The sequence below is a fragment of the Maridesulfovibrio ferrireducens genome (assembly GCF_900101105.1).
In the GTDB taxonomy this organism is placed as follows: Bacteria; Desulfobacterota; Desulfovibrionia; order Desulfovibrionales; family Desulfovibrionaceae; genus Maridesulfovibrio; species Maridesulfovibrio ferrireducens.
In genome coordinates, this window is sequence record NZ_FNGA01000002.1 from 916,466 (window position 1) to 942,954 (window position 26,489).

The 26,489-nt window shown below is 44.4% G+C and carries 23 protein-coding genes; 8 read left to right on the forward strand and 15 right to left on the reverse strand.

Going from position 1 to position 26,489, the window contains the following annotated elements:
* Positions 1-23: 23 nt before the first annotated feature.
* The 5 genes from BLT41_RS08925 to BLT41_RS08945 are packed head-to-tail and all read right to left on the reverse strand — an operon-like array spanning position 24 to position 8,613.
* A complete protein-coding gene (locus BLT41_RS08925) occupies positions 24-3,002 on the reverse strand; it encodes an AIR synthase-related protein (protein WP_092160252.1) in 2,979 nt (992 codons plus the stop codon).
* A 46-nt stretch (positions 3,003-3,048) separates the two neighbouring features.
* Positions 3,049-5,541 carry an HDOD domain-containing protein gene (locus tag BLT41_RS08930; RefSeq protein WP_092160254.1) on the reverse strand — a complete coding sequence of 831 codons (2,493 nt, stop codon included), beginning with the start codon at positions 5,539-5,541 and terminating at the stop codon, positions 3,049-3,051.
* A 29-nt stretch (positions 5,542-5,570) separates the two neighbouring features.
* Entirely contained in the window at positions 5,571-6,539 is a 969-nt protein-coding gene (locus BLT41_RS08935; RefSeq protein WP_092160256.1) for a polyprenyl synthetase family protein, read from the reverse strand.
* Between the two features lie 59 nt (positions 6,540-6,598).
* The gene (gene mqnB / locus BLT41_RS08940) at positions 6,599-7,297 is read right to left on the reverse strand and encodes a futalosine hydrolase (RefSeq protein WP_092160258.1); all 699 of its coding nucleotides are present in this window, start codon (positions 7,295-7,297) and stop codon (positions 6,599-6,601) included.
* Between the two features lie 5 nt (positions 7,298-7,302).
* A complete protein-coding gene (locus BLT41_RS08945; protein WP_092160260.1) occupies positions 7,303-8,613 on the reverse strand; it encodes a nucleotide sugar dehydrogenase in 1,311 nt (436 codons plus the stop codon).
* A gap of 140 nt (positions 8,614-8,753) precedes the next feature.
* Here BLT41_RS08945 and BLT41_RS08950 point away from each other — a divergent pair, with 140 nt between their 5' ends.
* Positions 8,754-8,963, forward strand: a complete 210-nt coding sequence (locus BLT41_RS08950) for a DUF2065 domain-containing protein (protein ID WP_092160402.1) — start codon at positions 8,754-8,756, stop codon at positions 8,961-8,963.
* 5 nt (positions 8,964-8,968) lie between these two features.
* On the opposite strand, the gene BLT41_RS08955 is transcribed toward BLT41_RS08950, so the two are convergent.
* From BLT41_RS08955 to ahbB, 8 genes are all read right to left on the reverse strand, one after another.
* A complete protein-coding gene (locus tag BLT41_RS08955; protein ID WP_092160261.1) occupies positions 8,969-9,703 on the reverse strand; it encodes a ubiquinone/menaquinone biosynthesis methyltransferase in 735 nt (244 codons plus the stop codon).
* Positions 9,704-9,889, reverse strand: a complete 186-nt coding sequence (locus BLT41_RS08960; protein ID WP_092160263.1) for a hypothetical protein — start codon at positions 9,887-9,889, stop codon at positions 9,704-9,706.
* A 292-nt stretch (positions 9,890-10,181) separates the two neighbouring features.
* Positions 10,182-12,158, reverse strand: a complete 1,977-nt coding sequence (locus tag BLT41_RS08965; RefSeq protein ID WP_092160265.1) for a V-type ATP synthase subunit I domain-containing protein — start codon at positions 12,156-12,158, stop codon at positions 10,182-10,184.
* A 68-nt stretch (positions 12,159-12,226) separates the two neighbouring features.
* A complete protein-coding gene (locus BLT41_RS08970; protein ID WP_092160268.1) occupies positions 12,227-12,628 on the reverse strand; it encodes a cytochrome c3 family protein in 402 nt (133 codons plus the stop codon).
* Positions 12,629-12,767: 139 nt separating this feature from the next.
* Positions 12,768-13,622: a precorrin-3B C(17)-methyltransferase gene (cobJ, locus tag BLT41_RS08975; protein WP_092160270.1), complete on the reverse strand. Its 855-nt coding sequence runs from the start codon at positions 13,620-13,622 to the stop codon at positions 12,768-12,770.
* Positions 13,508-14,551: a cobalt-precorrin 5A hydrolase gene (locus BLT41_RS08980; protein ID WP_139167344.1), complete on the reverse strand. Its 1,044-nt coding sequence runs from the start codon at positions 14,549-14,551 to the stop codon at positions 13,508-13,510. Before BLT41_RS08980 ends, cobJ begins: the two co-directional genes overlap by 115 nt.
* A 90-nt stretch (positions 14,552-14,641) precedes the next feature.
* Positions 14,642-15,910: a glutamate-1-semialdehyde 2,1-aminomutase gene (gene hemL, locus BLT41_RS08985; protein WP_092160272.1), complete on the reverse strand. Its 1,269-nt coding sequence runs from the start codon at positions 15,908-15,910 to the stop codon at positions 14,642-14,644.
* A gap of 64 nt (positions 15,911-15,974) precedes the next feature.
* On the reverse strand, positions 15,975-16,451 hold the full coding sequence (gene ahbB / locus BLT41_RS08990) for a siroheme decarboxylase subunit beta (protein WP_092160406.1): 477 nt from the start codon (positions 16,449-16,451) through the stop codon (positions 15,975-15,977).
* 287 nt (positions 16,452-16,738) lie between these two features.
* Between ahbB and BLT41_RS08995 the strand changes: the two genes are divergently transcribed.
* The 4 genes from BLT41_RS08995 (at position 16,739) to BLT41_RS09010 (ending at position 20,168) form a co-directional block, all read left to right on the forward strand.
* Positions 16,739-17,308 carry a cytochrome c3 family protein gene (locus tag BLT41_RS08995; protein WP_092160409.1) on the forward strand — a complete coding sequence of 190 codons (570 nt, stop codon included), beginning with the start codon at positions 16,739-16,741 and terminating at the stop codon, positions 17,306-17,308.
* A 19-nt stretch (positions 17,309-17,327) separates the two neighbouring features.
* Complete coding sequence (locus BLT41_RS09000; RefSeq protein WP_211477657.1) at positions 17,328-18,680, forward strand: multiheme c-type cytochrome; 1,353 nt, start codon at positions 17,328-17,330, stop codon at positions 18,678-18,680.
* Positions 18,681-18,879: 199 nt separating this feature from the next.
* Complete coding sequence (locus BLT41_RS09005) at positions 18,880-19,869, forward strand: NAD(P)H-dependent glycerol-3-phosphate dehydrogenase (protein WP_092160273.1); 990 nt, start codon at positions 18,880-18,882, stop codon at positions 19,867-19,869.
* 20 nt (positions 19,870-19,889) lie between these two features.
* On the forward strand, positions 19,890-20,168 hold the full coding sequence (locus BLT41_RS09010; protein ID WP_092160275.1) for a hypothetical protein: 279 nt from the start codon (positions 19,890-19,892) through the stop codon (positions 20,166-20,168).
* A 60-nt stretch (positions 20,169-20,228) separates the two neighbouring features.
* Here BLT41_RS09010 and BLT41_RS09015 read toward each other — a convergent pair whose 3' ends face one another.
* On the reverse strand, positions 20,229-21,194 hold the full coding sequence (locus BLT41_RS09015; RefSeq protein ID WP_092160277.1) for a chemotaxis protein: 966 nt from the start codon (positions 21,192-21,194) through the stop codon (positions 20,229-20,231).
* 139 nt (positions 21,195-21,333) lie between these two features.
* Between BLT41_RS09015 and BLT41_RS09020 the strand changes: the two genes are divergently transcribed.
* The 3 genes from BLT41_RS09020 (at position 21,334) to BLT41_RS09030 (ending at position 24,415) form a co-directional block, all read left to right on the forward strand.
* Positions 21,334-21,972, forward strand: a complete 639-nt coding sequence (locus tag BLT41_RS09020; protein ID WP_092160278.1) for a hypothetical protein — start codon at positions 21,334-21,336, stop codon at positions 21,970-21,972.
* Between the two features lie 113 nt (positions 21,973-22,085).
* On the forward strand, positions 22,086-23,765 hold the full coding sequence (locus BLT41_RS09025; RefSeq protein WP_092160280.1) for a long-chain-fatty-acid--CoA ligase: 1,680 nt from the start codon (positions 22,086-22,088) through the stop codon (positions 23,763-23,765).
* Between the two features lie 131 nt (positions 23,766-23,896).
* Positions 23,897-24,415 carry a hypothetical protein gene (locus BLT41_RS09030; protein WP_092160282.1) on the forward strand — a complete coding sequence of 173 codons (519 nt, stop codon included), beginning with the start codon at positions 23,897-23,899 and terminating at the stop codon, positions 24,413-24,415.
* 75 nt (positions 24,416-24,490) lie between these two features.
* Here the strand turns inward: BLT41_RS09030 and dxs are convergent, their stop codons facing one another.
* Complete coding sequence (dxs, locus tag BLT41_RS09035) at positions 24,491-26,410, reverse strand: 1-deoxy-D-xylulose-5-phosphate synthase (protein ID WP_092160284.1); 1,920 nt, start codon at positions 26,408-26,410, stop codon at positions 24,491-24,493.
* Positions 26,411-26,489: the final 79 nt, after the last annotated feature.

Here is a 26,489-nt window from a genome sequence, read left to right on the forward strand (position 1 = left end):
AAAAGCAATATTACGTGCAGAATCTACCAGTCGAGAGTGCCTTTGAAGGCATCTGCAAGAAGATGAATCTTGCTTCTGACTATTCCGGTTGTTCCTTCTGCAAGGCCGAAAGTATCAAGTCCGGTTGTCATACCTATACGTCCGAAAACCTGTCCTTCGAACAGGGCTTCAAACTTCTGAGCAAGCTCAGGCGATACAGTCACAACAAATCTACTTGCAGATTCACTGTAAAGGATAGCTAGAGTACTCAAACCATACTCGGAAGGAACGGAACAGAGATCAGCCTCTACGCCGATTCTACCGCCGATTGACATCTCAGCCAGCGCAACTCCGAGTCCGCCGTCAGAAAGGTCATGACAGGCTGAAATAAGCCCCTGGCTCATGGCTGTCTGAACTGTTTCATAACGTTTAAGAGCAGTAAGTGCTTCTACATGCGGAACAGAAGGATGAACAAACCCGAGCTGGGAAGAAACTTCCGAGCCGCCAAGTTCATTTCTGGTAATACCTAAAACATATACAAAGTCACCGGGATTCTTGAAATCGGAAGTGACACACTTATTAATATCAGGAACAATCCCGACCGTAGAGAAAAGAACCGTTGGAGGAATGGAGATTTTTACGCCCCCGCCCTTGTAGTCATTTTTCATTGAGTCTTTACCGGAGATACAAGGCACGCCATATGCGCGACTGAAGTGAGAAAGAGCCTGATTAGCTCTGACCAACTGAGCAAGCTTGTAATGTCCGTCAGGAGTTGTTTCGGATTGAACCGGATCACACCAGCAGAAGTTATCAATTCCGGCCATGTGTGAAATGTCACCACCCACGGCTACGGCGTTTCTGACAGCTTCATCAATAGCATTAGCCATCATCCAGTATGTGTCGAGATCACTGAACTTAGGACATATTCCGTGAGAGACAACAAGCCCCTTATCGGAATCAAGGTCAGGTCTCAGTACACCGGCATCAGCGGGACCGTCCTGCTTCTTACCGACGAGAGGTTTAACGACACTGCGCCCCTGAACCTCGTGGTCATACTGACGGATGACGTATTCTTTGCTGCATATATTAAGCCTGCCAAGCATATCTTTAAGCAGAGCAGTATGATCTTTAACTTCCGGCTCACCTTTGAAATCAACAACTGGGCGGTCCCAAACAGCTTTAAGCTGCATCTGAGGAACACCGTCATGCAGGAAGTCCATACGAAGTGCTGCAACAGGCTTATCACCGTATCTAATGTTATAGATACCGCTGTCTGTGTAAGTACCAAGCGCAGTTGCTTCAACGTCCATCTCTTTTGCCAAGGCCATGAATTCGTCCAGCTTTTCGGGAGGAACAGCCAGAGTCATACGCTCCTGAGCTTCGGAAACAAGAATTTCCCAAGGCTTAAGACCGTCATATTTAAGCGGAGCCTTAGCAAGATCGAGATCACAACCACCGGTATCTTCGGCCATTTCTCCAACGGAAGAAGACAACCCGCCAGCTCCGTTATCAGTAATAGCACTATATAGACCGGTATCACGGGCGCGCATGAGGCAGTCATACATCTTACGCTGAGTAATAGGGTCACCGATCTGAACGGCTGTAGCAGGAGATCCTTCGTGTAATTCTTCGGATGAAAAAGTTGCGCCGTGAATTCCGTCTTTACCGATGCGACCGCCGGTCATGACGATAATATCGCCGACCTGAGCTTTCTTTTCATGGCTCAGACGTCCGGCAACCTTAACGGGCATTGTTCCGACAGTTCCGCAATAAACAAGAGGTTTACCGAGGTATCTTTCATCGAAAACAATGGAACCGTTTACAGTAGGCACACCTGATTTATTACCGCCGTGTTCAACACCTTCGCGGACTCCTTCGAGAACTCTGCGAGGATGAAGTAAACGCGGAGGAAGTTCTCCTTCGTAAAAAGGAGAAGCAAAACAGAAAACATCAGTGTTACAAAGAAGGTTTGCACCCAGTCCGGTTCCCATAGGGTCGCGGTTAACACCGACAATTCCTGTCAGCGCTCCGCCGTAAGGGTCAAGAGCGGAAGGGCTGTTATGAGTTTCCATTTTAACGCAAACATTCAGCTTGTCGTTAAATTTGATAACCCCGGCATTGTCCTTGAAAACTGACAGACAAAAGTCGTCATCGCCTTTGTCTTTACGGATTTCCTTGGTGGTATTCTGAATGCAGGATTTGTAGAGACTGTCTACGGTAGAAGAAACTCCGGTCTCTCTGTTCTCGTATTCAATTTTAGAACTGAAAATTTTGTGCTTGCAGTGCTCAGACCATGTCTGTGCAAGAGCTTCAAGTTCAGCATCTGTTGGATTAGGATCAATCCCCATTTTCTTACGTTCTGCAAGAACTTCGGGATCAGAATAGTAGTCACGAATGGAATGAAATTCTTCAATACTCATGGCGAGAGTATTCGCACGGCTGAACGCCATCATTTCATCATCATTCATTGCAAGAAGATCAATAATTGCAACTTCGTCACTGGCTCTACCTGTGACCTGAGCCGCTTTAGCTTCAAATCCGGGAGATTTTTCCCATTCTTCAGCAGAACAAATTTCATAACGCTGAATCAATTCGTTAGCTAAAAGATCTTTTGCAATAGATGCAATCTGCTCTTTCTCAAGCTTTTCTGAAAAAATGTACTGAGTAGAGGTATAAACCTTAACTTTTGCAGCATCTTCAGGATTAATAACCAGAATCAGAGATTCTTTTGCAGTGCGACCTTCGTTATCCGTTACACCCGGACGGAATCCGACTTCCAGATTCCAGGCGAAATCAGCCGCAAGAGGGGTAAGAGACGGAATGTGCAGGACAGGATCATGCAGAACTCCAAGCTCCAGCACCTTATCAATATCGGCTTTTTCAAGACCTTCAACAGTATAAACTTTAATGGTCCGGACTTCACCGGCTTCTATGCCGAGCTCTTCCCTGATTTTACGGGAAATTTTATTCCCGTGAACATCCCGGACATTATTTTTAAGACCAACCTCAACCCGCCAGAGCATGGTTATCTCCTTTTTTAATATAAATAATAAAATCTCAGCGATACGCTCAAGATTCTTTTTTCGCCCATTTCAACAAATTACCACCCAAATCCTTGGCTTCATATGCCGCTGTGTCAGCCCGCTTAAGCATACTGACCGGAGAATCTCCATCTTCATAAACGGTCATACCGCCACTGATGGTTACTCTCCCTGAAAATTTAGTATCTATTTTCATCCGAATTCTATTCCCTATCATTTCAAGGGATTCAGGCCGGACCTCTGTAACAATCACTCCAAATTCATCTCCGCCGTATCGACACGGGAAATCCATTCCTGCTCTGAGTTCTTCCTTCAAAATAACCGCGACACTCTTCAAGACCTCATCTCCGGCCTGATGTCCTTCTGTATCATTAACTTTTTTGAACCTGTCCAAATCAAAAAACAATATACCGACAGGCCGCCCGGTTCTTTTACTACGGGTTATTTCACGTCCGAGCATCGTGTTGAACTGAGTATGATTGAACAACTCTGTCAGCCCGTCAAAGACAGCCTGCTTTTTCAGTTTTTCTTCCAACCTTCTGATGGCAGTCATATCACGGGCGACGATCAGATATTTCTCGCCGGCACCTTCAAGTTTACTGATGACAAGTTCAAACGGTAAGCCAGTAGAATCCGTTCTTTTCATCAAAACTTCCACAACAGATTTAGGCTGCTCAAACAGTTCAGGCCCCCATCGGCCGGTAAAAGCACCTGAAGGACTCGCTATATCAAAGAGATTACGCCCTAGAAAAATTTTGGAATAACGCGATGAAACATAATGTATATTTCCGCGAACATCGACAGTGAAAACAACATCACGCATGGAATCAATAAGACCTTCCAGAAAATCTTTCTGCTTAAGCGCCTGAATCTGAGTTTCCGAAATTTCGCGAACATCTTCCATAATTACAGAAATGAGCCAGTCTTCACCACTTTTTTGCTTATATGCTGAGATATAAAGGCAGGCATCACGCGGGATTCCTCCCGTACGAAGTCTTACACAAAGGATTTTGCTGAAAGAAGTCTTGGAGTTATCTACAAGAAAATCAGCCCATCCCTTGCCAAGTCCAGCACCGACACCCATATTAAATAATTCGCTGAACTCCTTCGCTCCGGAAATTTCAGCTCCTCCGATAATACGTGCCATCTCATCGTTCATATCAAGAACACTGCCCTTAATATCTAAGCGGGCAATCCCGAGAGGCAGAGTTTCAAGAGTTACAGCCCGCCCTTCCAGCAAATGCTGCCTAAGACTGTAATGCTCATAAGCCTGACCGATAAATCGGAAATATAATTTTAAATCACTCTTCTCACTCTCAGAAAGCCCCGGACACAAACACCGAAACTCACCAAGGAAAACACCACGGCTGGAAATGGTTATACCATCAGTCCGCACATTCCACTTGAGGTCTTTTTTATCAACCCGTGAGAAAACCCTTTCCAGTCCAGACTCTCCGACTCTATACAAATAATATTTATCAAAATCAGGAGACTTAAGGGCAAGCTCCCATTCATTTATATCCCAGTTAAGCTTAACATGACGCCCTATTATCCGGGAGATTGAATCCACTCCACCTTCGGCTGTAAGAAGCTCGAGGCTCATAAAATAACTGGCTTGAAGTGTCTTTATGGAATGATTATAAAAATGGGTTCCACTCCCCCCTTCATCCATTCCCAATGTGCCGAGCATGGATTGAAATTTAGTCCGGCAAACACTTCTGAAATCTTCAATCGCTTCTTCATCCATGTCCAAAGCGTTCTGAAGCTGAACTTCAAACTGCAAAACATTAAACGGAGCAGAAGAATTGCCCAGTTCCATTTCAGCCCATTTAGTACCCAGAATTACAGCCTGAGTCGGCAAATCGAAAGAATCTAATTCCTCTAAAGAATGATGATGCAGGATAGAAGGACACTCAAGAGTCTTAAGTTTCCAGCGAGAAAGCAAAAGCTGACTGAGTGCTCCATGAGTCATACCCCAACTATCATTCTCAGCTTCTGCCTGACCGGAATAAGATCTTGTAACTGAATCACTTGAAAGCATCTCAGGAATTTCATCAGGAGCAGCACATCTGAGAAACAACAGAGAGATATCTTTAAGAAGACAGCAAAGATACATTTTATCAGCATATTCAGGACAAATTCTGGAAGCAATCAATTGAGCTGAAATAGCTCCCCACACGGTGAGCATCCAATCACTGTAAATCTTGTAGTCTTGTTTCTCAAGATGGGCAGAAATATGTTTTTGAAACGAAACAGTAACCGCAAGATTCAACAACTCTCTCGTTCCCAGAACTATAGCCGCGCGCTTAAGATCTGAAACTTCCTGTGACAAACCATAGAAAGGAGAGTTGACCAGATTAAGTATGGTAGTTGAAAGAGCCGGGTCCATGCTGATAATTTTTCCCAGCACAGAAAAATCAGGCTCAGGCTTAGCAGCCTCCTCCATCAGTTGAAGCATCACCGGAGGAAAACTTAGCTTCATCATCAGTCGTGGTGATTCAAGGATCTCGTCCAGACTCATAGGTCGCGGCTCCTGTTTTTAAACTACACCTACTTACGGCGGGTCAAAACAAAGTCGGCGGACAGCTTGAGAACTCGGCTTTCAACACTGTCAGACAATGGAGTCAGACAGGCTTTAGCCTTTTCAATGTATTCGGCTGCGGATTGCCTTGTTTTTGTTCCCAACCCATGCGCACGGATACTTTCAAGCACTTCATCCCGCCTAGCATCAGAAAGAGTACGATTTTTAATCTCAGCAAGCAAAGATTCAGCTTCCTTATCCTCTAACATCTCAAGATAGAGAATTAAAGGTAAAGTAACCTTGCCTTCTTTCAAATCTCCGCCTTCCGGCTTACCTGTATCTCCGACAGGAGATTCATAATCAAGAGCATCGTCAACCAGTTGAAAAGCAATGCCCATATTAAGGCCAAAATCTCCGAGAGCGTCTTCAAGTTCTGTGTCGTCACAAGCAACAGCTGCCCCGATGCGACATGAAGCTTCAAGAAGCCTTGCAGTTTTACCTATGATAATATCCATATATATATCACGGTCCACTTTCGGCTCTGAAATATGTGCTATTTCCCGAATTTCTCCTTCTGCTGTGGACATTATCGCTGAAGCCAGAATCGAGCTTATACGGGATTTTCCGTAATCAGCGCCGATTAAATTGGCAAGAGCAAGAAGAACATCCCCGGCAAGAACGGTCTCTGTAATACCGAAAACAAGATGTGAAGCCGTAACTCCCCTTCTCAGATCAGCGTCATCTAGTATGTCGTCATGAAGCAAGGTTGCAGCGTGCAGCAGCTCAAGCGAGCTTGCTAAAGGATAAATATCTTCCTTTGAATATCCTAAAGCCCGGGCAGAAAGTATGGTGAGAATCGGACGTATCCGTTTACCGGGAGCAAGCAGTACATGCTTCGCAACCCCCTTTACCAACCCCTCAAGCTTATCGGTCTCTTCATCCAAAAAACCGTTTATCTTAGGCAACTCTTGTTCAAAATAGGCTAATAACTCAGTCATCCGCGTATGAATTATCCCAGTTGTGAGTGGAAAGAAGCACAGCAAAAAATCGGGCGGTTTTACTTAACCAATGCAGAGCAAATTCGGCCGAGTTCGGCTAAAGCTCCCAGCAAATCCCAATCTTTACGGTCTCTTGATCCCACAAGGTTCGATACAGTTCGCACCTGACATACGGGTATACCCGAAAGAGTACATCCATACGCGGTTGCAAAACCTTCCATATTTTCTATATCCGCCCCAAACTCAGTTTTGAGTCTTAAGGCTTCATCCGCCGTTGCAGTAACTCCGCTTACTGTTAAGGAAACAGCTTCGGGCAGTTTTTCAAATCGGTCAAGCACTGACTTTTTAAGAGCACTGCCTGAAAAAAGATCAACTCTGTCCCATATCGGTTTATTATCTACTTCAGCCAGACTGAAACCAAGCCCTTTCGGGTCGACATCTTTTTCTTTCTTAAGTCCGTATTCCGGCCAGATCTCTGTTTTTACAACGCATGCAGATCCAACAGGAAAACGTTCCGGATCGAAGGTTCCTGCCACTCCGGCAAGAACAACAAGCTCTATTTCATATTTTGCAAGAGTTTGTCCCAATGCAAAAGCCGAATTAATAATTCCAATACCGGTAACCAGCAATAAACCTGATTTGCCACGAAAATCAAAAGGAACCGCAACTCCCTGCTTTAACGCAGGCAATATGCACACTCCGCCAAGGGCGGCTTTCATTTCCTTTACAGTCGCAGTGACAAAAAGAATAGTTTTCACAGACTTTAAAGTCTCCAGAATCTAATTCCGGCTTTAGTCAATTCATCCCGGTCAAAGAAACATTTTACATCAATGACCAGAGCATTCTCAGGCTTTCTGAACCAGCTCTTAATTTCATCAAAACCGAGACTGTGGTATTCCTTATGTGAAACAGCAAGAATAAGCGCATCAAGGCCTTTAAACTCAGAAAAAGGTACTGTTTCCAGTCCGTATTCTTCTACAGCTTCCTTCGGATCAGCATAAGGATCATGAACAAGAACATTCACACCGAAAGAACGTAATTCTTCAACAACGTCAACGACTTTGGTGTTACGCAGATCAGGAACATTTTCCTTAAAAGTCAGACCGAGGATACCGACTTTAGCGTTTTTAACTTTGCTGTCTCCATCAATCATCTGTTTGATTGTGGTTTCAGCTAAAAATTTACCAACAGAGTCATTGATTTTACGTCCGGCAAGAATAACCTGCGGATGATGACCAAGAGCTTCTGCCTTTGTTGTGAGATAATAAGGATCAACTCCGATACAATGACCACCGACTAAACCTGGACGAAACGGAAGAAAGTTCCATTTTGTTCCGGCAGCTTCAAGCACATCAAGAGTATCAATACCCAGACGGTCAAAAATCATGGAAAGCTCATTCATCAATGCGATGTTAAGATCACGCTGAGTATTTTCAATAACTTTGGCGGCTTCAGCAACTTTAATACACGAAGCTCTGTGAGTTCCGGCAGTAACAATGGTCGAGTATAAATTATCAAGAAGTTCAGTAACTTCATCAGAACTACCGGCTACAACCTTTACGATTGTCTGCAAGGTATGTTCTCTGTCGCCCGGATTGATTCTTTCAGGTGAATAGCCGACTCCGAATTCTTTCTGATATTCAAGACCAGACTCTTTTTCAAGAATAGGAATGCAGATGTCTTCGGTAAGACCGGGATAGACTGTTGATTCGTATACAACAATTGTCCCTTCAGACATGTTTTGACCGACCATGGTGGACGCGCCTACGACCGGACGAAGGTCAGGATTGCGTGCTTCATCAATCGGAGTAGGCACAGCAATGATAATAATCCCTGCCTTTTTAAGGTCTGCGGGATTACTGCTGAATTCTACAAAATTATGAAAGTCTGTTTCAAGAACTTCAGCAGTGCGGTCATAGCCAGTGCGAAGTTCACTTATACGCTGTTCAGAAATATCCAGCCCCAAGACATTAAAATGACGTCCTAGAGCAACAGCCAGAGGCAGTCCTACATAACCAAGCCCGACGACTGCAACATAAGTTTTCTTATCTTTAATATCTTCAAATTTTATCATAACATCATGTCCTTTAATGTTTTTCCGGAAAAACGGATACCGACAACTCTATTCATTACTTAATAACTAAAATTTTTATCAACAAACTACTGACAGAGGGGTAGACAATGTGTGGCAGCCCATATAAAACTGCTGCTATTATGAATATTGACTGGTCTTTTCTGCTATCAGCCCTAGGCTTGGCCTTCATTCTTGAAGGAATTCCATACTTTTTGTTTTCTGAGCGTATGCCCAGAATTCTAATTTCTATTATCGAAAGAGGCCCGAAACAATTACGTATTCTGGGTCTTATCGCAATGATCTTCGGATTATTGCTGATCTCTTTCGGACAATCTCTCGCAGAACTCTGACGACTTTATTCTGCCGGCTTTTCAGCCACATGAATATATACAATACCGGAAAGCAACGGAATAAACATAACTCGGCCGAACCCTGAGTTACGAAGCTCTGTGCCCAAAGTTCTTTCATCCGGAAAAGAACGGATTGTATCTGCCAAATAAGTATAGGCTCCGGAATCGCCTGATACAACCTTTCCCAAGAGCGGAAGGATTCTATTCAAATAAAAATTATAGAACCCTTTCCATATACGTTTGCGTCCAGAACCGAATTCAAGAATACAGAATCTGGCACCGGGTTTCAGTGTTCGCAAAATCTCTTTATAAGCTTCTTCACGAGGAAGAATATTGCGAATTCCAAACGCGATAGTTGCTCCGTCAAGACAGGAATCCGGCAGCGGAAGTTTCTTTCCGTCAGCCTGTACGGCGGCAATAGAAGTCCCTCTGGTGTGCTCATGCTTTCCGTCGAGCTTCTTAGACTTACCACAAGCAAGCATAGGAAAAGCAAAATCCATAGCTAGAATTTTAATGTCCGGATACTGTTTCTTCAGCTCCACAGAAACATCAAGAGTTCCGGCAGCAAGGTCAAGTACCAAACCGTTCTTAGCCGGACGGACTAGCTTTACCAGCCTATACCGCCAGTAAATATCCTGCCCCGCGCTCAAAGCGTGGTTCAAAAAATCATACCATCCGGCAATGCGCCCAAACATGGCCGCAACTTTTTTACCGTGCTCCTGGTGTGTCTGATCCTGCATCTACTCAGATTCTCCGCTAGCGTCTTTCGGCTTACTTTGCTGCTGCAATCTGACAGATGCTATAACATCGGCATAAATTGAACTGAAAGTCTCAGAAAAATTAGAAGGAGAAATTCTTCCCACTTCAATAAATTTCACTACGATTTCCTTAGTTACCTGCAAAGCCTGCTTCTCAATTTTATCCATAATATGCCTCCTGCTTACGCTGAAAAAACCCCGCCCGGGGGAAATGGCCACGACCTCCACAGGTAGGGCTACCGGGCGGGTAAAAAGAAAAAAACTGGAAAGCCCCTCTCTTTTGAGAGGCTCTTTAACATGAGACCCCTATTTAGTCGACCCGCTTATTTACCCCTAAATAGGAATTAAAAACCTGTGGAAAGAGCAATAAACCTTAATAATTAAGACACATAAACTAAAACGGCCCGCTGGAAAATTACTCCAGCGGGCCGTTAAATTAATCTGTATTTTTTTAGCTTGTCTATTCTTCAAAATCGCGGGCAAGAGCCGCAATTTCTTCACGAATAATCCGCGCAGCCTCGGCCGGAACCGATTTTTCGAGCTTTTCAGCCAGAATATCATCGATAGAGGATTTAAAGGCGTCTTCAATTTCGCCCTTAATGTCTTCTATTTTTTCAACTAAACGCGGAGCCAGATAATCTTCAATATCTTCTGTGAGACGACTCTTTATGCGATAAAATGATGTGGAATCAGGATCAAGTTCTTTTTCCAATTCCTTACGCACAAGCTCTTCCACATCAGGAGCAGTTTCAAGTTTTACTTCTACAGCTGCTATCCGCTCACCTATTTCAACCTTAATTTCACGAAGTCCAATCTGAATCTGTTCTTCAACTCGTGCCTGTATCTCGTCAGCCGCCGTAGCTGCAATTGCAATCACAGCGGGAGAATCAGCTTTAAGCTCTTCGCTTAACTTCTGCCCGACAACAGACTCAATCTCTCCCCCTGACAATCGTTCTTCAAGCCCCTGAACGGTAGCCAACAAAGAAGAAACAGTACTTTCAAGAGCATCAATCTGAGCAACTTTTTCTTCCAGATCTATGATTCTTTCAGAAGCTTCAGAAAGCGAATTCTCAAGGTCTTCCGCACGTTTTTCCGCCAGACCTACTTTTTCCTCAAGATTAGCACCCCTGCATCCAACAGCAGTTGCTTCAATAAGACCCTTCATTTTTGCTAACTCTGAATCAAGAAACTCAACTTTATCAGTCAAGTCATCAACAGCTTCAGAACTGACAACAGCAGAAACGGGTTCATCAATTTGCATAGACTCTTCTTCATCAAGATCGGAAAAATCTATATCAACATCTTCAAGCAATTCTCCGAGATCGATATCGTCGTCATCCAGCATAATATCGTCACCACTATCTGAATCAAGAATTTCTGCATCATCAAATGATGTATCAAGCTCTTCATCTTCAGCAGTAAGGGATAGGTCTAAATCTGTGGTACTTTCAAGAATTGAATCGAGGTCAACATCTTCAAAATCTTCTTCGGCATCTAATACGGTTTCAGCAACCTCAACAGTCTCGATAACTTCAACCGGTTCAGCAACATCAATAATTTCTGCTGTTTCAATCTCAACAGCTTCAACTTCAACCGCTTCAACTTCTACTTTTTCAGCAGGTTCTACTGTTTCGACCGGTTCGTCTACGACATCAAAATCTGCGTCAAGAACATCATCGAGAGGTTCAAGTCCTTCTTCCGAAATCTCTATAATATCTTCCTCGTCCGAAAGCAGTCCTTCAATATCTTCATCTGCAAGGACATCCTCTCCCAGACCGGAAAGATCCACTCCGTCAGAGACCTCACCAAGCAAATCATCAAGTTCACCACTCTCGCCATTATCACCGGACTCTTCCAACAGTTGATCAAGGTCCGCGACATCTGTGTCGCTGTCAAACAGGTTATCAATATCCTCTTCATCATCTGCGGCAACGGTAATTTCTCCGCCCAGCTCGTCGATAACATTATCCAAGCCTTCGGGATCAATCTCACCTTCAACGGAATCATCCGCCTCAGCCATAAGCGATTCTTCACCGAGATCAAAATTTTCTAAAAGATCATCTGTATCAGAATCCGGAGATTCTAATTCATCAACTTCCTCGACAATGTCATCGAGTTCCAGAATATCATCAAGTTCCAGAATATTTTCTTCCTCTTCTTCCACAACGTCATCAAGGATCATCAGATCTTCATCACTGACTTCTTCGACAATATCATCGAGCACAAGAAGATCTTCATCCTCTGAATCGTCTTCATGATTAACGACAGCGGGCTCTTCAAGCTCCAGATCTTCGGAAAAAAGGTCTTCAAGTTCCTGCTCAAAACTGGCATCTACATCATGACCTCCAGAAGCATCGTCTTCAACGATTTCTTCCGCGATATCATTAAGGTCAAGAACCTCATCCTTTGCCTGCTTATCCGGTGAATCCGGGGTCATAGCTTACCCTCTGTGAAAATTTGAAAAGGGGGCCCGAAAGCCCCCTTTCATTACAAAATCAAGAAGACTTACTTCTTAGGATGACAAGCGCTACACTTAGTAGGTCCAGTCTTAGCTTTAGCTTTCTTCAAAGCTTTATGACAACCTACACAGCTCTGTGCAGACTTAGCATGGAAAGCAGAGTAGAAGGACTCAGGCTTTTTCTTGCCTTTCTTACTTGTGTCAACATGACAACCTTCAGTAGAACATTTCTTTACTGCAGCAGCGCCGTCCCATGTGTGATGGCATTTTTTACAGTCAAGAGCAGCATGCCCTTTGTGAGAAAAATTAACAGGCTGTTTGGTCATCTTAGCACCAGCAGGTGCTTTCAAAACCATGTCGCCGGGAGCGTCTACAGCGTACAAAGTTGGAAGTGCGAAAGCACATACCAATGCAGCTGTAACCATACAAATCAATAAGGTCTTTTTCATCCTAAGTTTCCTCCATTAAAATAACGTTAACCTAATTACAGTCTTCATGAGGATTTAATTTAGAAAAAAAACCATGTCAAGCACACTCAACAAAAACAATCTATTAACCGCTACTAAATTAAACACTTTTCCAGATTTATCATATGTCATACTTTCCAGCATAACCACGCGGGGTTAACATTTTCCCCGAGACAGCTCTGGTAGAAGAATTACCAATAATCAGGACAGTTTGCATATCAACATCTTGCTCATTTACCGTATCAAGAGTCACTAACTGAACCCTTTGACCTTCCCTGTAAGCCTTGTTCACAATTCCCACAGGAGTTGTTCCAGACCGAAATGTCTTTATAATTCTTATAGCATCATTCAAATGCCCGGCCCTTTTCTTAGAGCGGGGATTATAAATTGCGATAACAAAGTCAGCATCAGCGGCGCATTTAAGTCTTTTTTCAATCTTATCCCAAGGGGTAAGCAGATCACTTAAACTGACCGAAGCAAAATCGTGCATCAACGGAGCTCCGAGTAAGGCCGCCGCCGCAACAAAAGCAGGTATCCCCGGAACGACCTCAAAACAAATATCTCTGAAAAGATCGCGAACTTCAAGTAGCTCCATAACAAGGCCGGCCATGGCATAGATACCGGGATCCCCGCTACAGACCATCACAACCTTTTTGCCGGATAAAGCTTCATCCACAGCCCTGCGGCAGCGTTCAACTTCTGCCATCATACCGGTGGATAAAACCTCTTTGCCCTCAAGCAAATTCGGAGCAATCAACTTTATATAGCCAGTGTACCCTACCACAACGTCAGCCTGATGGATAGCTTCCAGTGCCTGCGGAGCCATTAAACATTCATCACCCGGCCCGAGACCCACAATTTTCAAATATCCTTTACCCGAAAATCCTTCGCCAGAGCCATTGTCACCCGAGCACTTTTGTTCTTCGGAATTATCAAGTCCTGCCCCCCGGCCTGTTTCATTGCTGCCGCTTCGCATACGCTGCCAACTCCCATATGTTTCATGACCAGTCCCGAAGGAGTGGTTCCTTCAATTTTATCTAATTCATCCGCACTGAAAAAATTAATCTCAAGTCCCATGCGCTCCGCAAATTCGAGCATTCCCTCTTCATCATTTTTAGCATCAATAGTACCCATAGAAGCAATAGATTGCCCGGCAACTCCATGATCAGCCAAAACTGCCACAATAAGCCCACGGATTTCCACAGCCGGAACACCTCTGCGGCATCCAACCCCGAGCCGTAAACATTGCGGATAAATTTTCAAAACACTTTCCGGCAAATCGTGAACCCGCCAGTCAACACAAACCCCGCAACGCAGCTCAATTAAATCAACAGCGTCCTCAACTCTATAAAAATAATCACTCAAACCCTCTATGTCCAGAAAAGACTCAGGATCGTAGACTCCGACCTTCTCGCCATCCAGCAGGGCGGCATTAACATGCTTAATTAAACCGATATCACCGATCTCCAGTTCATTATCATAAGCAATCATATCTATTGAAGGAACTCCGGAACAATCGGTGGCAGTAGTAATCACAGCGGTAGCTCCGATCATTTCCGCAATCATACGCGTAAGTTCATTAGCCCCGCCCAAATGTCCCGATACAAGCGAAATAGCAAACTGCCCTTTCTGATCAAGCACCACCACCGCTGGATCAATATCTTTAGATTTCAAATGCGGTGCAATGGCACGAACAACAATGCCGGATGCGGCAATAAAAATATGTGAATCATAAAGAGAAAAAGTTTCCGCAATGAGCGGGAGAAATTGAGTAAAAGAAATATCCCGGTCCTCTGCATAGCGCTCAAGGACATAGGAAACCGCTCCTGTATCAAGCGCAATGGAGCGCGCAAGATCCGCACCTTTGGCGGTGAGGGCGTATATGGCTGTTTTCTGGCTATTCATAAGACTTCTCATAATAATGTAAAAAAAACGGGAAGAGTCTCCCCTTCCCGTTTTAATGCAATCTTTTTTATAACGTCAACGTCTTACAAACTAACCTTTAAAGCTTTTAACAGCTTCTAAAGTAGCTTCGTAATCTGCTTCGCTGTGAGCGAAAGAAGTGAATGTACATTCAAAACTTGATGGTGCGAGGTTGAACCCATTTGCGCGCATGTGGCGGTAAAATGCGGAATAAACATCTGCGTTACCGTTTTTTGCGGACTCAAAATCTGTTACCGGCTTGTCTGTGAAGAACAGGGTAAAGATTGAAGCAATGTGATTCAAATGAATGCTGAAACCATTAGCTTCAAGCGCGGCTTTAAGGTCCTGAGCAAGCTTAAGAGTACGAGCTTCAAGAGCATCATAATCCTGCTTCTGCAATGTGCGGAGAGTTGCGATTCCGGCTGCCATAGCAACAGGATTACCGGAAAGGGTTCCAGCCTGATAAACATCACCGCAAGGGGAAATGCGGCTCATGTACTTACGCTTGCCTCCGTATGCTCCTACAGGGAAACCGCCGCCGATGATCTTACCTAAGGTGGTGAGATCAGCTTCGATTCCGAAACGTTTCTGCACACCGCCGGAAGCGACTCTGAATCCGGTGATAACTTCATCGAAAATCAAAAGTGCGCCGTATTCGTCACAGATATCGCGAAGTCCCTGAAGAAATCCTTCAGCAGGCAAAACGAGACCCATGTTACCGGCTACAGGCTCAACGATAATGGCTGCAATGTTTTTGCCTTCTTTTTCAAAGACAGCTTTAACTGCTGCAAGATCGTTATAAGGAGCAAGCAAAGTATCTTTTACTGTGCCTTCGGGAACACCGGGAGTTCCGGGAATGCAGAAAGTTGCCAGACCGGAGCCGGCGCTGGCGAGAAAACAATCACTGTGACCATGGTAACAACCTTCGAACTTGAGTACTTTATCTCTGCCGGTCACACCGCGTGCGAGGCGAAGAGCACTCATGGTTGCTTCGGTGCCGGAGTTAACCATACGAACCATGTCGATAGAAGGGATCATTTTGATGATTTCTTCTGCGAGAGTAATTTCATCGGGACAGGGAGCGCCGAAACTTGCGCCCATGTCTACGGCCTTATGAGCGGCATCTTTAATTGCCTGATAACCGTGACCGAGTATCATCGGCCCCCAACTCATTACATAGTCGATGAGTTCCTGTCCGTCGACAGACCACATGCGGCTGCCGTCAGCTTTTTCTATAAAAAGAGGTTCACAGCCGACGCTTTTGCAAGCTCTTACAGGGCTGTTAACACCGCCGGGAAGAACTTCCTGCGCATGTTTAAAAAGATCAGAAGATGAAGCCATAAAAGACACTCCTTATCTGTTGAATAGTATTTATTAAATCCCCACGTTCTGAGGGATTTGAAAATTAGAAATATTTCATCGAAGTCTTTTTGAGTTCTTTAAGACTCCGCAAAATGCAATGATCAGTGATACCAGTTTCCGCCATCAGTTCTTTGACTACTTTTTTGCAGTCATCAGGACCTTTGCCGTGAATCATCGTATACAAATTGTAAGGCCAGTCAGGATAAACAGTGCGCAAATAGCAATGGCTGATTTCCGACCTTTTAGCCATCTGCTCACCGATTTTCTCGGGGTTCTGAGACTCTTCCACACGCCACGCAACCATTGCGTTGGCTCCGTATCCTGCCTTCTGGTGCCTGAGAGTGGCACCGAAACGGCGAATTATTTTTTCATCTTTAAGACGAGTCAGCAACTCAAGAACTGTTTTTTCATCAGTTCCGGCTTTCTCAGCAATATCAGCATAGGGCGTAGCACTCTCAGAAAGGGTACTGCCAGCAAGTGCCAAAATATTCTCTTCAATCTCGGTAAATTTTATAGCCATATCCCATCCTTGACTGCGGCCTGAATATTTCGGGCCGGATTCGTTTTTATAAAAATGGTGATACCCGCATATCACATCATCCTCAAGGGCTGAAACACAATTAATTACCATCAGCCGTTTGTACAGACAGACATCACCTTTTTTAACCTAACTTATGGACTTAAATTTCTACCAATGAGATAGTCGTATTGATAATAATTTTTTATAGGAGGTATGCTTGGAAACTTTGATATTAAGGATTTGAATTAAAAGAGATAACTCCTAACAGCATGGAGGTGACTGAAAAAATGCCAGACAACCCTAAACTAAAAGGGAGTGGCGGTTTCAGTCGAAAATGGCGTTGGGGAGTTGCAACGGGACTTTTGGTAGCAATTGTTACGGTGCTTGCATCTGGGTTTATGATAGACACGACAAATACGGATGTATTTTGTCAAACGTGTCATGAAATGAAACCGTTCAGAGCTTCTTGGCAAAAATCTGTACACGGCGGAGAAAATCCGCAGGGCTTTGCAGCTCAGTGTGTTGATTGCCACCTGCCACACGGAAACTTTCTGGAATATCTTACAACCAAAGCAATTACCGGAACAAGTGACGTAATCCATCATATCACGTTCAACCCTTCAGAGTTCGACTGGGCCGAAAATGCCGAGAAGAACAGGTTAAAGTTCACCTACGACAGCGCTTGCAGGCATTGCCATGTTAAGCTGGAACCTAAAGGTGTCAAACCTGGGGCTCTTCTCGCCCACCGGGCTTATCTCTACGGACAGACTGATAAAAAATGTGCCAGTTGTCACCCGCATGTCGGTCACAAAGACATGATTGAAATGACCAACAAGTTCTTCGAGAAGAACTTATGATTTTAATTGGGGGGTAATCATGTTGAAGCAGATGATTAAATTAGTTGTAGCCGCGATGCTTATCGCGCTATCCGCTGCAGTCGCTTATGCTGCGGAAGCTCCTTTTCCCAACCTTGCTCCCAAAGAGCTGGTCGTTAAAAGGGGTTTTTCGGAAGATGCTACCAAATGTATCGAATGTCATGCCAAGAAAACACCCGGAATTGTGGAAGACTGGAAAACAGGCAAAATGGCCCACGCCACAGTCTCATGTTATGACTGTCACGTTGTTAAAAAAACTTCGCCCATGGCCAGTCAGTGTGAAGGATTGAAAGGAACTAATACCTTCATTTCACCAATGGTGTCTTCCAAAACATGTTCCCGTTGTCACCCGCAAGAAGTTGATCAGTTCCTGAAAAGCGGACATGCAAAACTTGCCGGTGCTCCGGTCATCGAAAACAAAAAATTCCTCAAACTGATGTACTATTATGAAGGTGCCCAGTTTATCGGAGTGAAAGCAGACACACCTCAAAACATGGCTTCACGTGCAGCCGGTTGTCAGATGTGTCACGGAACTCAGGTTGAACTCGGACCTGACAACAAACCTATCAAAAACACATGGCCGGGCGGTGTCGGAACACGCTACCCAGACGGATCAATCGGAACCTGTACTGTCTGTCATACCAGACATAAATTCTCCATTGAAGAAGCACGTAAGCCTGAAGCTTGCGCCAGCTGTCATTTAGGACCGGACCATCCGGATATCGAAATTTATCTGGAAAGCAAGCACGGTCAACGTTATCTCACTCACGGTGAAGAATGGAGATGGGACAGTGCTCCTGACGCTTGGCAGCCGGGCGACTACGATGCTCCTACCTGCGCAGTATGTCACATGAGCGGAATCGGTGAACTGAGCACGACTCACAACATCAATGAACGCCTCAAGTGGGACCTCATGCACAAGAAGAGCGTTATCCGTAGCGGCGAACGCGGTGACGGTGAAAAGGGCGACAAGCTGATGCGTCTAGTATGTGCTAACTGTCACGGAACCACTCACACCAATGTTCAACGCCAGACCCTTGATGATGCTGTAGAACTCTACAACACATATTGGGACGGAGCGACTAAGATGCAGAAGGAACTTGCTGAAAAGAATCTCCTTCTTATTGATGAACCTTGGGATGACGGCTTCCAGGAGCTGATGTATTACCTCTGGCACCATTGCGGCAGACGCGCCCGTCAGGGTTCAGCTATGAATGGGCCTGACTATGCACATTGGCATGGTTTCTTCCAGGTCTTCCAAGTCTACAAGGACATGCAGAAGATCTATGACTACCGCATTAAGAACGGTAAGATTGAAGAACTGTCTCACGTAATGAGCACCGGACCTCTCTAGGCCGCACACCATTTCGTCAACAATTCAAACAGAAGGGGCCGCACAATGTGCGGCCCCTTTTTTACGTTTATGCAGGTTGCCATAATCACTTAGTATGAGTACCTTGCCCTGAGTACGTTAATGCAAATTATATCCGCCGAATAGATGGTCCCATTTTTTCTGCGGAATTCCCAATATGTTTTGTCTTGAAGGAGTAAATATGAAAATTGCTGTTATCGGTGCCGGAGCTTGGGGCACAACTTTAGCAAACACCCTTGCCAAAAATAATCACAATGTCAGTCTTTGGGTCAGAGAGCAGGAACTTGTTGATGAAATAAAGAAAACCGGACGCAACACAGTCTTTTTACCGGACTTTGAGCTTTCCGAAAAACTTATCTGTGACAGTGACCCTGAAAAAGTCATGAAGGACGCAGACTATTTTATCCTAGTTGTTCCGAGTCAGTTTATGCGCTCCGCTCTCAGCGATTTAAAACAATTTTTCCCCCAGAATCCAGCTATTATCTGCGCAAGCAAAGGAATAGAACTAAACACCGGCGCACCAATGTCGCAGGTAATTTTCGAAACACTTGAAGGGCTAAACCCCAGATACGGGCACATTTCCGGCCCTACTTTTGCTTATGAACTTAGCGCTGAAATGCCTACTTCACTGGCATTTGGCTGTGAAGACGAAAAATTGGGCAAAGAAGTTCAAGAAATTTTCGCCTGTGATTACGTACGAGTCTACACCAACCCCGATTTCCGAGGAGTTGAAATTGGCGGCGCTATAAAAAACATTATGGCTATTGCAGCAGGAATCGCTGACGGTCTTAAATTCGGACATAACGCCCGGGCCGCGCTCATTACCCGAGGAATTGCGGAAATGAGTAGACTTGGAGTTGCAATGGGTGCGAACCCCGCAACTTTTATGGGACTTTCAGGACTCGGTGATCTGGTGCTTACCTGCACAGGAGATCTCTCCCGAAACAGACAGGTCGGTTTAAAGCTGGGACAAGGTCTTAAGCTTTCTGAAATTCTCAAAATGAGAATGGTAGCTGAAGGAGTTAAAACAACGGAATCAGTTCATGCCTTAGCTCAAAAGTTAGGTGTGGAAATGCCCATAACCGAACAAGTCTACCAAATCCTATACAAAGACAAAAACCCGGCAACAGCTGTTCGCGACCTGATGGGACGCGATCTTAAACCAGAATAAAAACGGAAAAGGAGTTAGCTATGAAAAGACTTTTAACAGTTATCGCTACACTGCTGATTTTAGGCGGATGTTCCTCATGGCATAATTCAAATATAGTTGACCCTGCACAGCGGAATAAAATTCTTGCAAAGGATAAAGCTTTCTGTCGGCAACGAGCAGAACAGCAAGTTCCCATTGGATCAGAAACAGACGGAGCTCCTCCAGAACCGACTACATATCAAGCTGAATTTTCCGGCAACTATGCTCAGGCAAATACTTTTGACAAATGTATGACCGGACGCGGCTGGTATAAAAAATAATCAGCTGAAATCAAAAAAGTTAAAACCCCTGTCGGAGATTCCGGCAGGGGTTTTTGTGTTTTAAGCTTCGGCCCGTTTAGCTTTATATTTTTCAATCTGCGTTATGGCCCGCCCTGTAAGCGCCCCGAATTCCGGCTTGGTAACTTGATCGTCTGCTTTAACCTTCTCACCTTTGTGATAAAGCCCCTTCGTTATCAACGAAGAAAACAAAATCACCGGCAGCTTTGATAGTTCGGCATCTTCCTTGATCTGACGGGTAAGCGTATAACCGTCCATTTGAGGCATCTCGATATCCGAAACAATCACATCCACCATGTCTGTAATAGACTTTCCGCCTTCTTTTGCTTTATCCCGCATAGCCAGCAATCCTTCCCATGCTTCAAGCCCGTTGGTGAAAAGCTGTACATCGAAATTAGCCGCTTCAAAATTTTTATTCAGCAGAGCGCGGACAGAAGCGGAATCATCAACAATAAGTGCCGACCATTTTTCAGGAGCCAAGGCTCCTCCGCCTTCCAGATTCTCGGCCATGCCCGGATCAAGCTCACCCAAAATTCTTTCAAGATCGATCATTAAAACAAAACGATCCTTAATACTGATTGTTCCCGTGATACAATTTGTATCCATATCCGCTATATACTTGTTGGGAGTCTTTAAATCAGTCCAGCCGATTCTATGAATCTGCGTTACTCCACTAACAAGAAAACCAGTAACCACCGAATTGATCTCAGTTACTATAATCAATTGAAATTCCGATTCCTTACGCTCAATATCGAGCCAGACGGAAAGGTCAATAACCGGTAAAATCATATCGCGAAGCGACATTGTTCCCAGATAGCTGGGGTGCGGAGCGCCTTCGGCAGAATGAAGTCCCTTCGGGGCCTCCACAACTTCCAAAACTTTGGCAACATTGATTCCGAAATAATCTTTATTTTGGACGCCAGCGCCAGCGTCAGCTTCATCAATAAAAAATTCAATTATTTCAAATTCATTTGTTCCAGCATCCAACAAGATATCATTCCCGCTCATAAATTACCCCACTCAACTTCGATATTGAGACTCTACCATAAAAGTTTAACGCCGGCTTTCGCAATCTGTTTGCCCCATTAACTGTAATGGTATACGAAAGCACTTAGCAATATTTATTATAAAAAAACCAGAGGATACTATGCTTAAAGAATCTGCAATTATAAAATTAATTACGGTCATGTTCCTGCTGATGATAACAGGTTGTGCCAGCCACAACACGAAGCCGGCAGTTCCGATGACTGTATTTAACCCCAGTTCAGGTTCTTTTAATGTCAAAGTTGTACTATTTCAATTACAAGGCGACGGCAGTCCTCAAAATCTTGAATCCGGCATTGTTCCCATCGAGCAGAACATTATCACAGCTCTCGAAGGATTAGGTTATCATTATTCCCCGAACGGTGATGTTAACTACCTTATTGAAGCCAGAATCGGGAGTATTTCTCCCAAACTGGCTGTAGAGCGAAGATCTGAAAGAGTCGGCTTCGCAGTAGACAACTACGGCGGATGGCCTTTCTTCAACAGTTATCCAGTTTTAATCAGTGAGTGGTCTCCTGAAATTCAAAAAATAAAAAGCGGCCCCGACACTTGTTTTATTACCATGCAGGTTCTCATAAAAGAAGATAAAGCACAGCGGGATTTCGTCGTTTACCATGGCACACCGAGACCTCTGGAAGTTCCTTTTGCCTTGGGATGTCCTTTCTCAGAATGCGGCAAGGGAGCAAATAAAGGCTTAACTGACTATATTTTATCCATTTTTACCCCGGCGACTCGCAATTAATATACATACTTGCCAGAACTTAAACTGATCCATATACTCACGCCTCTTTGCAGCTGAAACCTGCCCTTGATCCGAGGGTACCAGATAAATATTGAATAATTGGAAGGTGTTGAGTGGAACTTAATCGCCCATGGCTTGATCATTACGACCCTGAAGTACCAAAGAATCTGGATTTTAATAATTGCCCCCTCTTTGACTATTTGGACAGAACAGCTGAAAAATGGCCTAAACGAAAAGCTATAGAATTTCAAAACTGGTCTATAACTTATGAAAAGCTGAAAAACGCAGCCGAAGTAATGGCGGCCAACCTCCGCAAAAACGGAATCAAAACGGGTGACAGGGTGGCATTGATGCTCCCCAACACCCCGCAGATGATTATATCCTATTGGGCCGTCCTTAAAGCAGGTGCAGTCGTCACATTGACCAACCCTCTTTATATGGAAACCGAAATCATACATCAAATGAATGATTCCGGCGCCCAGATAATTATCACTCTGGATATGCTTTGGCCCAAACTGCAAAAACTGCGCGACAAATTACCTGTCCGTAAATATTACATCACAAGAATTTCAGACGCTCTCAAATTCCCGCTCAAGCAGTTATACAATCTGAAAAGCTTAAGAGATAAACATAAGCCTAAAATTCCATACAACGGTTCGTCCATTCTGAAATGGGAAACATTGCTGGAAGGAAAAGAAACATACTCCGCACCCAATATTCGTCCATTAGAAGACACTGCCCTGCTTCAATATACCGGAGGAACCACCGGACTGTCTAAAGGGTGTAACGTCACACACGCCAACCTCGGAGCCAACATACAGCAATTCCACGCAATGCTGCATAAGCTTGGACGACAGCAAGAGGTTGTTCTCGGAATTCTGCCATATTTCCATATATACGGACTTACTGTCTGTCTTAATTTTTCAACATCCTTAGGGGCTACAATGGTTCCTTTCCCGCGCTATGTGCCGCTGGATGTCCTTAAGGCTATGCACAAATTAAAACCGACTCTTTTCCCCGGAGCACCTTCTTTATACATCTCTCTGCTCCAGCAAAAAGAATTGGCGAAGTTTGATATAGCTTCAATCAAATATTGCCTTTCCGGCTCGTCGCCTATGCCTGTTGAAGCTATTCAGCAGTTTAACTCCGTATTCGGTTCAACTATAGTTGAAGGATACGGGCTGACAGAAGCATCCCCCGTGACACACCTCAATCCGCTTGACGGCACAAAAAAAGCCGGTTCAATCGGAGTTCCGCTTCCCGGCACTGATGCCGCAATCGTTGATATGGAAGTGGGTAGTCTGCATCTACCTCCCGGTAAGATGGGTGAACTTATTGTTCGCGGCCCTCAGGTCATGAAAGGATATTACAATAAACCCGATGAAACTGCCGGAGCCTTACGCAACGGCTGGCTTTACACCGGGGATATCGCCTACATGGACGAGGAAGGATATTTTTATATAGTGGACCGCAAAAAGGACATGATCATATCCAGCGGTTACAATATTTACCCTCGCGAAGTGGATGAAATTTTATATGAGCACCCCAAAATTCAAGAAGCAGTAACAGTAGGCTTGCCGCACAAAACTCGCGGCGAAGTCATTAAAGTATATATTGTACTGAAAGAAGGGCAATCCATGGATCGTACAGAAGTTATTGCCTATTGCCGCGAAAAACTGGCCGGGTACAAAGTCCCCAGAAAAGTTGAATTCCGCAAAGAACTACCCAAAACAATGGTAGGAAAAGTATTGAGACGGGCTTTGCGCGAAGAGGAAGCTCAGAAAAAGAAATAAATAAACTTCACCGCTCATATTTGACAAAGCAACCTCTTACACCCATTGTTAATAAATCAAATAATACAACCAATTATGTTTAAAAAGACATAATTTACTGTATTAAACGGATGAAGCAAAGGGAGATAAGCATGTATAAAAATATGATTACTGTGACCATTGCAGCAGAAACACCCGGCACTGTAACGCTTCTTCAAAAAGGCGTCGGTGTACGTGGAACAGCAGGAATGAGCATACGGGAATTTATTAAAAGTTGTGTTGGTTTTGCTCCTGATTATATAGAACAGAGAGTTCGAACTGTTTTCCTGAATAATTGCCCTGCGGACGACATTGATTCGGTCAGAGTAAAAGACGGTGATATTTTGTCACTTTCAGGAGCCTTGCCCGGCGTTGCAGGAATGGCGATGGGACGAGATACTGCTATCAGCGCATTTCGCAGCGAAATCAGTGCTAAAAACACTGAAGATGTCGGTGAAGGCGAAATACTCGTAACAGTCAAACTCTTCAACCTGATTGCCAAAGAAGGCGGTCCCGGCCTTCTAAAACAGGGTGTAATCGTAGATGCAGCTCTCATTCTTCAAACCTTCGGGGAAAAAGCACCTGACGGGATTACTGCTGATTCGGGAAAACTGCTGTTAAAAACAAATTAAGCTCATCAATTCAGCCATAAAAAAATCCTGCCGAATCACTCCGGCAGGATTTTATAATTTCTATTCCAGTAAAAACTAATCTTTGTTCAACAATTCAAGCATTGCCTTTTTCATTCCATTCTTATCTATACCGAGTTCTTCACGAAGTTCTTTTTGTGTTCCGTGCTCAATAAACCGATCAGGAATACCAAGACGTTTTATATGATGCCCGTCAATTGCGTTTGAATCAACAAGCAACTCAATTACAGCGGAACTGAATCCACCGGCTTTAGCATTTTCTTCAACAATGACAATCCGTTTAAAACGAGCTGCCAGTTCTAGAATCTGTTTTTCAGGCAGCGGCTTTAAAAAGCGTGCGTTAAAGACTGCTACGGATTTACCGGATTCATCGTCAAGTTCTTCAACAGCTTCAACGGCAGGCCATACTCTGGAACCCAAAGTAATCAGTAACCCGTCAAATCCATCACGGAGAAGTTCTCCTTCGCCTATTTCAAGAAGAGAAGGATCTTTTTCCAGTATAGCGCCGATTCCTACACCACGCGGATAACGAACCGCAGCAGGACCGTCAAAATCAATAGCGGTTGCAACCATACGTGCAAGCTCAGATTCATCTTTAGGAGCCATACAGATAAGATTAGGAATATGACGCAGGAAAGACATATCGAAAACGCCGTGATGAGTCGCGCCGTCAGCGCCGACCAATCCACCGCGATCAAGGAAAAAGTTTACATTCAAATTTTGCAGACAAACGTCATGCACTATCTGATCATATGCTCTCTGATAAAATGTAGAATAAATTGCAACAGCAGGCTTGTAACCCATAGTTGCAAGTCCGGCGGCAAAAGTCACAGCATGCTGCTCACAAATACCTACGTCGACAAATCTGTCAGGAAAAGTTTCTCTGAAACAATCTGTTCCGGTTCCTTCAGGCATTGCAGCAGTGATGGCTACAATTTTATCATCTTTAGCTGCAAGCTTACAAAGAGTCTTCCCGAAAACTTCAGTATATGAAGGGAGTCCGCCTTTAAACTTGGCAGCCATACCTGTTTCAGGCTCGAAACTTCCGACTCCGTGAAAATAAGTTGGATTATCTTCAGCAGGGGCATAACCCTTACCTTTAGTTGTCAGAACATGAACAAGCACAGGAGTTTCAAGTTTTTTAACCTGTTCGAAAACGTCGATAAGGGCCTCGGTATTATGCCCGTCGATCGGTCCCAGATAGGTAAAATCAAGTGCTTCGAAAAGCATTCCCGGGGTAAAGAAACTCTTAAAAGAATCTTCGCCGCGCTTGGCATACATAGCAAGATCGTCCCCGATCTTAGGAATCTGTTTCAGAAGACCTTCAAAATCTTTTTTGAATCTGGTCAGAACAGGATGAGACAGCTTACGGCTGAGGAACGAAGACAAAGCACCCACATTGGCCGAGATAGACATCTCGTTATCGTTTAAAACGACAACCATTTTACGCTTCATTCCGCCGGCCTGATTAAGACCTTCGAAGGCCTCTCCCGCAGTCATAGACCCGTCACCGATGACAGCAACACAATTACGATCTCCGCCATCAAGGTCATTGGCAACAGCCATGCCCAGAACGGCAGAAATAGACGTACTTGAATGACCTACACCGAAATGATCATATGGACTTTCCGCCATACGCGGAAAACCGCTGATGCCGTCTTTGTGACGCAACGTATGAAAATTTTCATAACGTCCGGTCAAAATTTTGTGAGCATAAGCCTGATGACCTACATCCCAGACAATACGGTCAGTATCAAAATCAAAACACTTAAAAAGTGCTATGGTTAATTCAATAACTCCAAGCGAAGGAGCAAGATGCCCGCCGCCTTTGGAAACGGTATTTATAATACACTGCCGCAATTCATCAGCAAGCTGAAGCTGCTCTTCTTTTCCAAGAGCCTGAATCTGGACAGGGTTCTTTATACTTTTAAGCAGGGGATAATCCCCGCATTTACATGACTTTTCAGAACTGCTCATATTCCCCGAACCTCGCACCGGGTTATACTTCCCCAAAAAAACGTAGGCAATGTCACACAGGTAGACTCAAGGACTACTT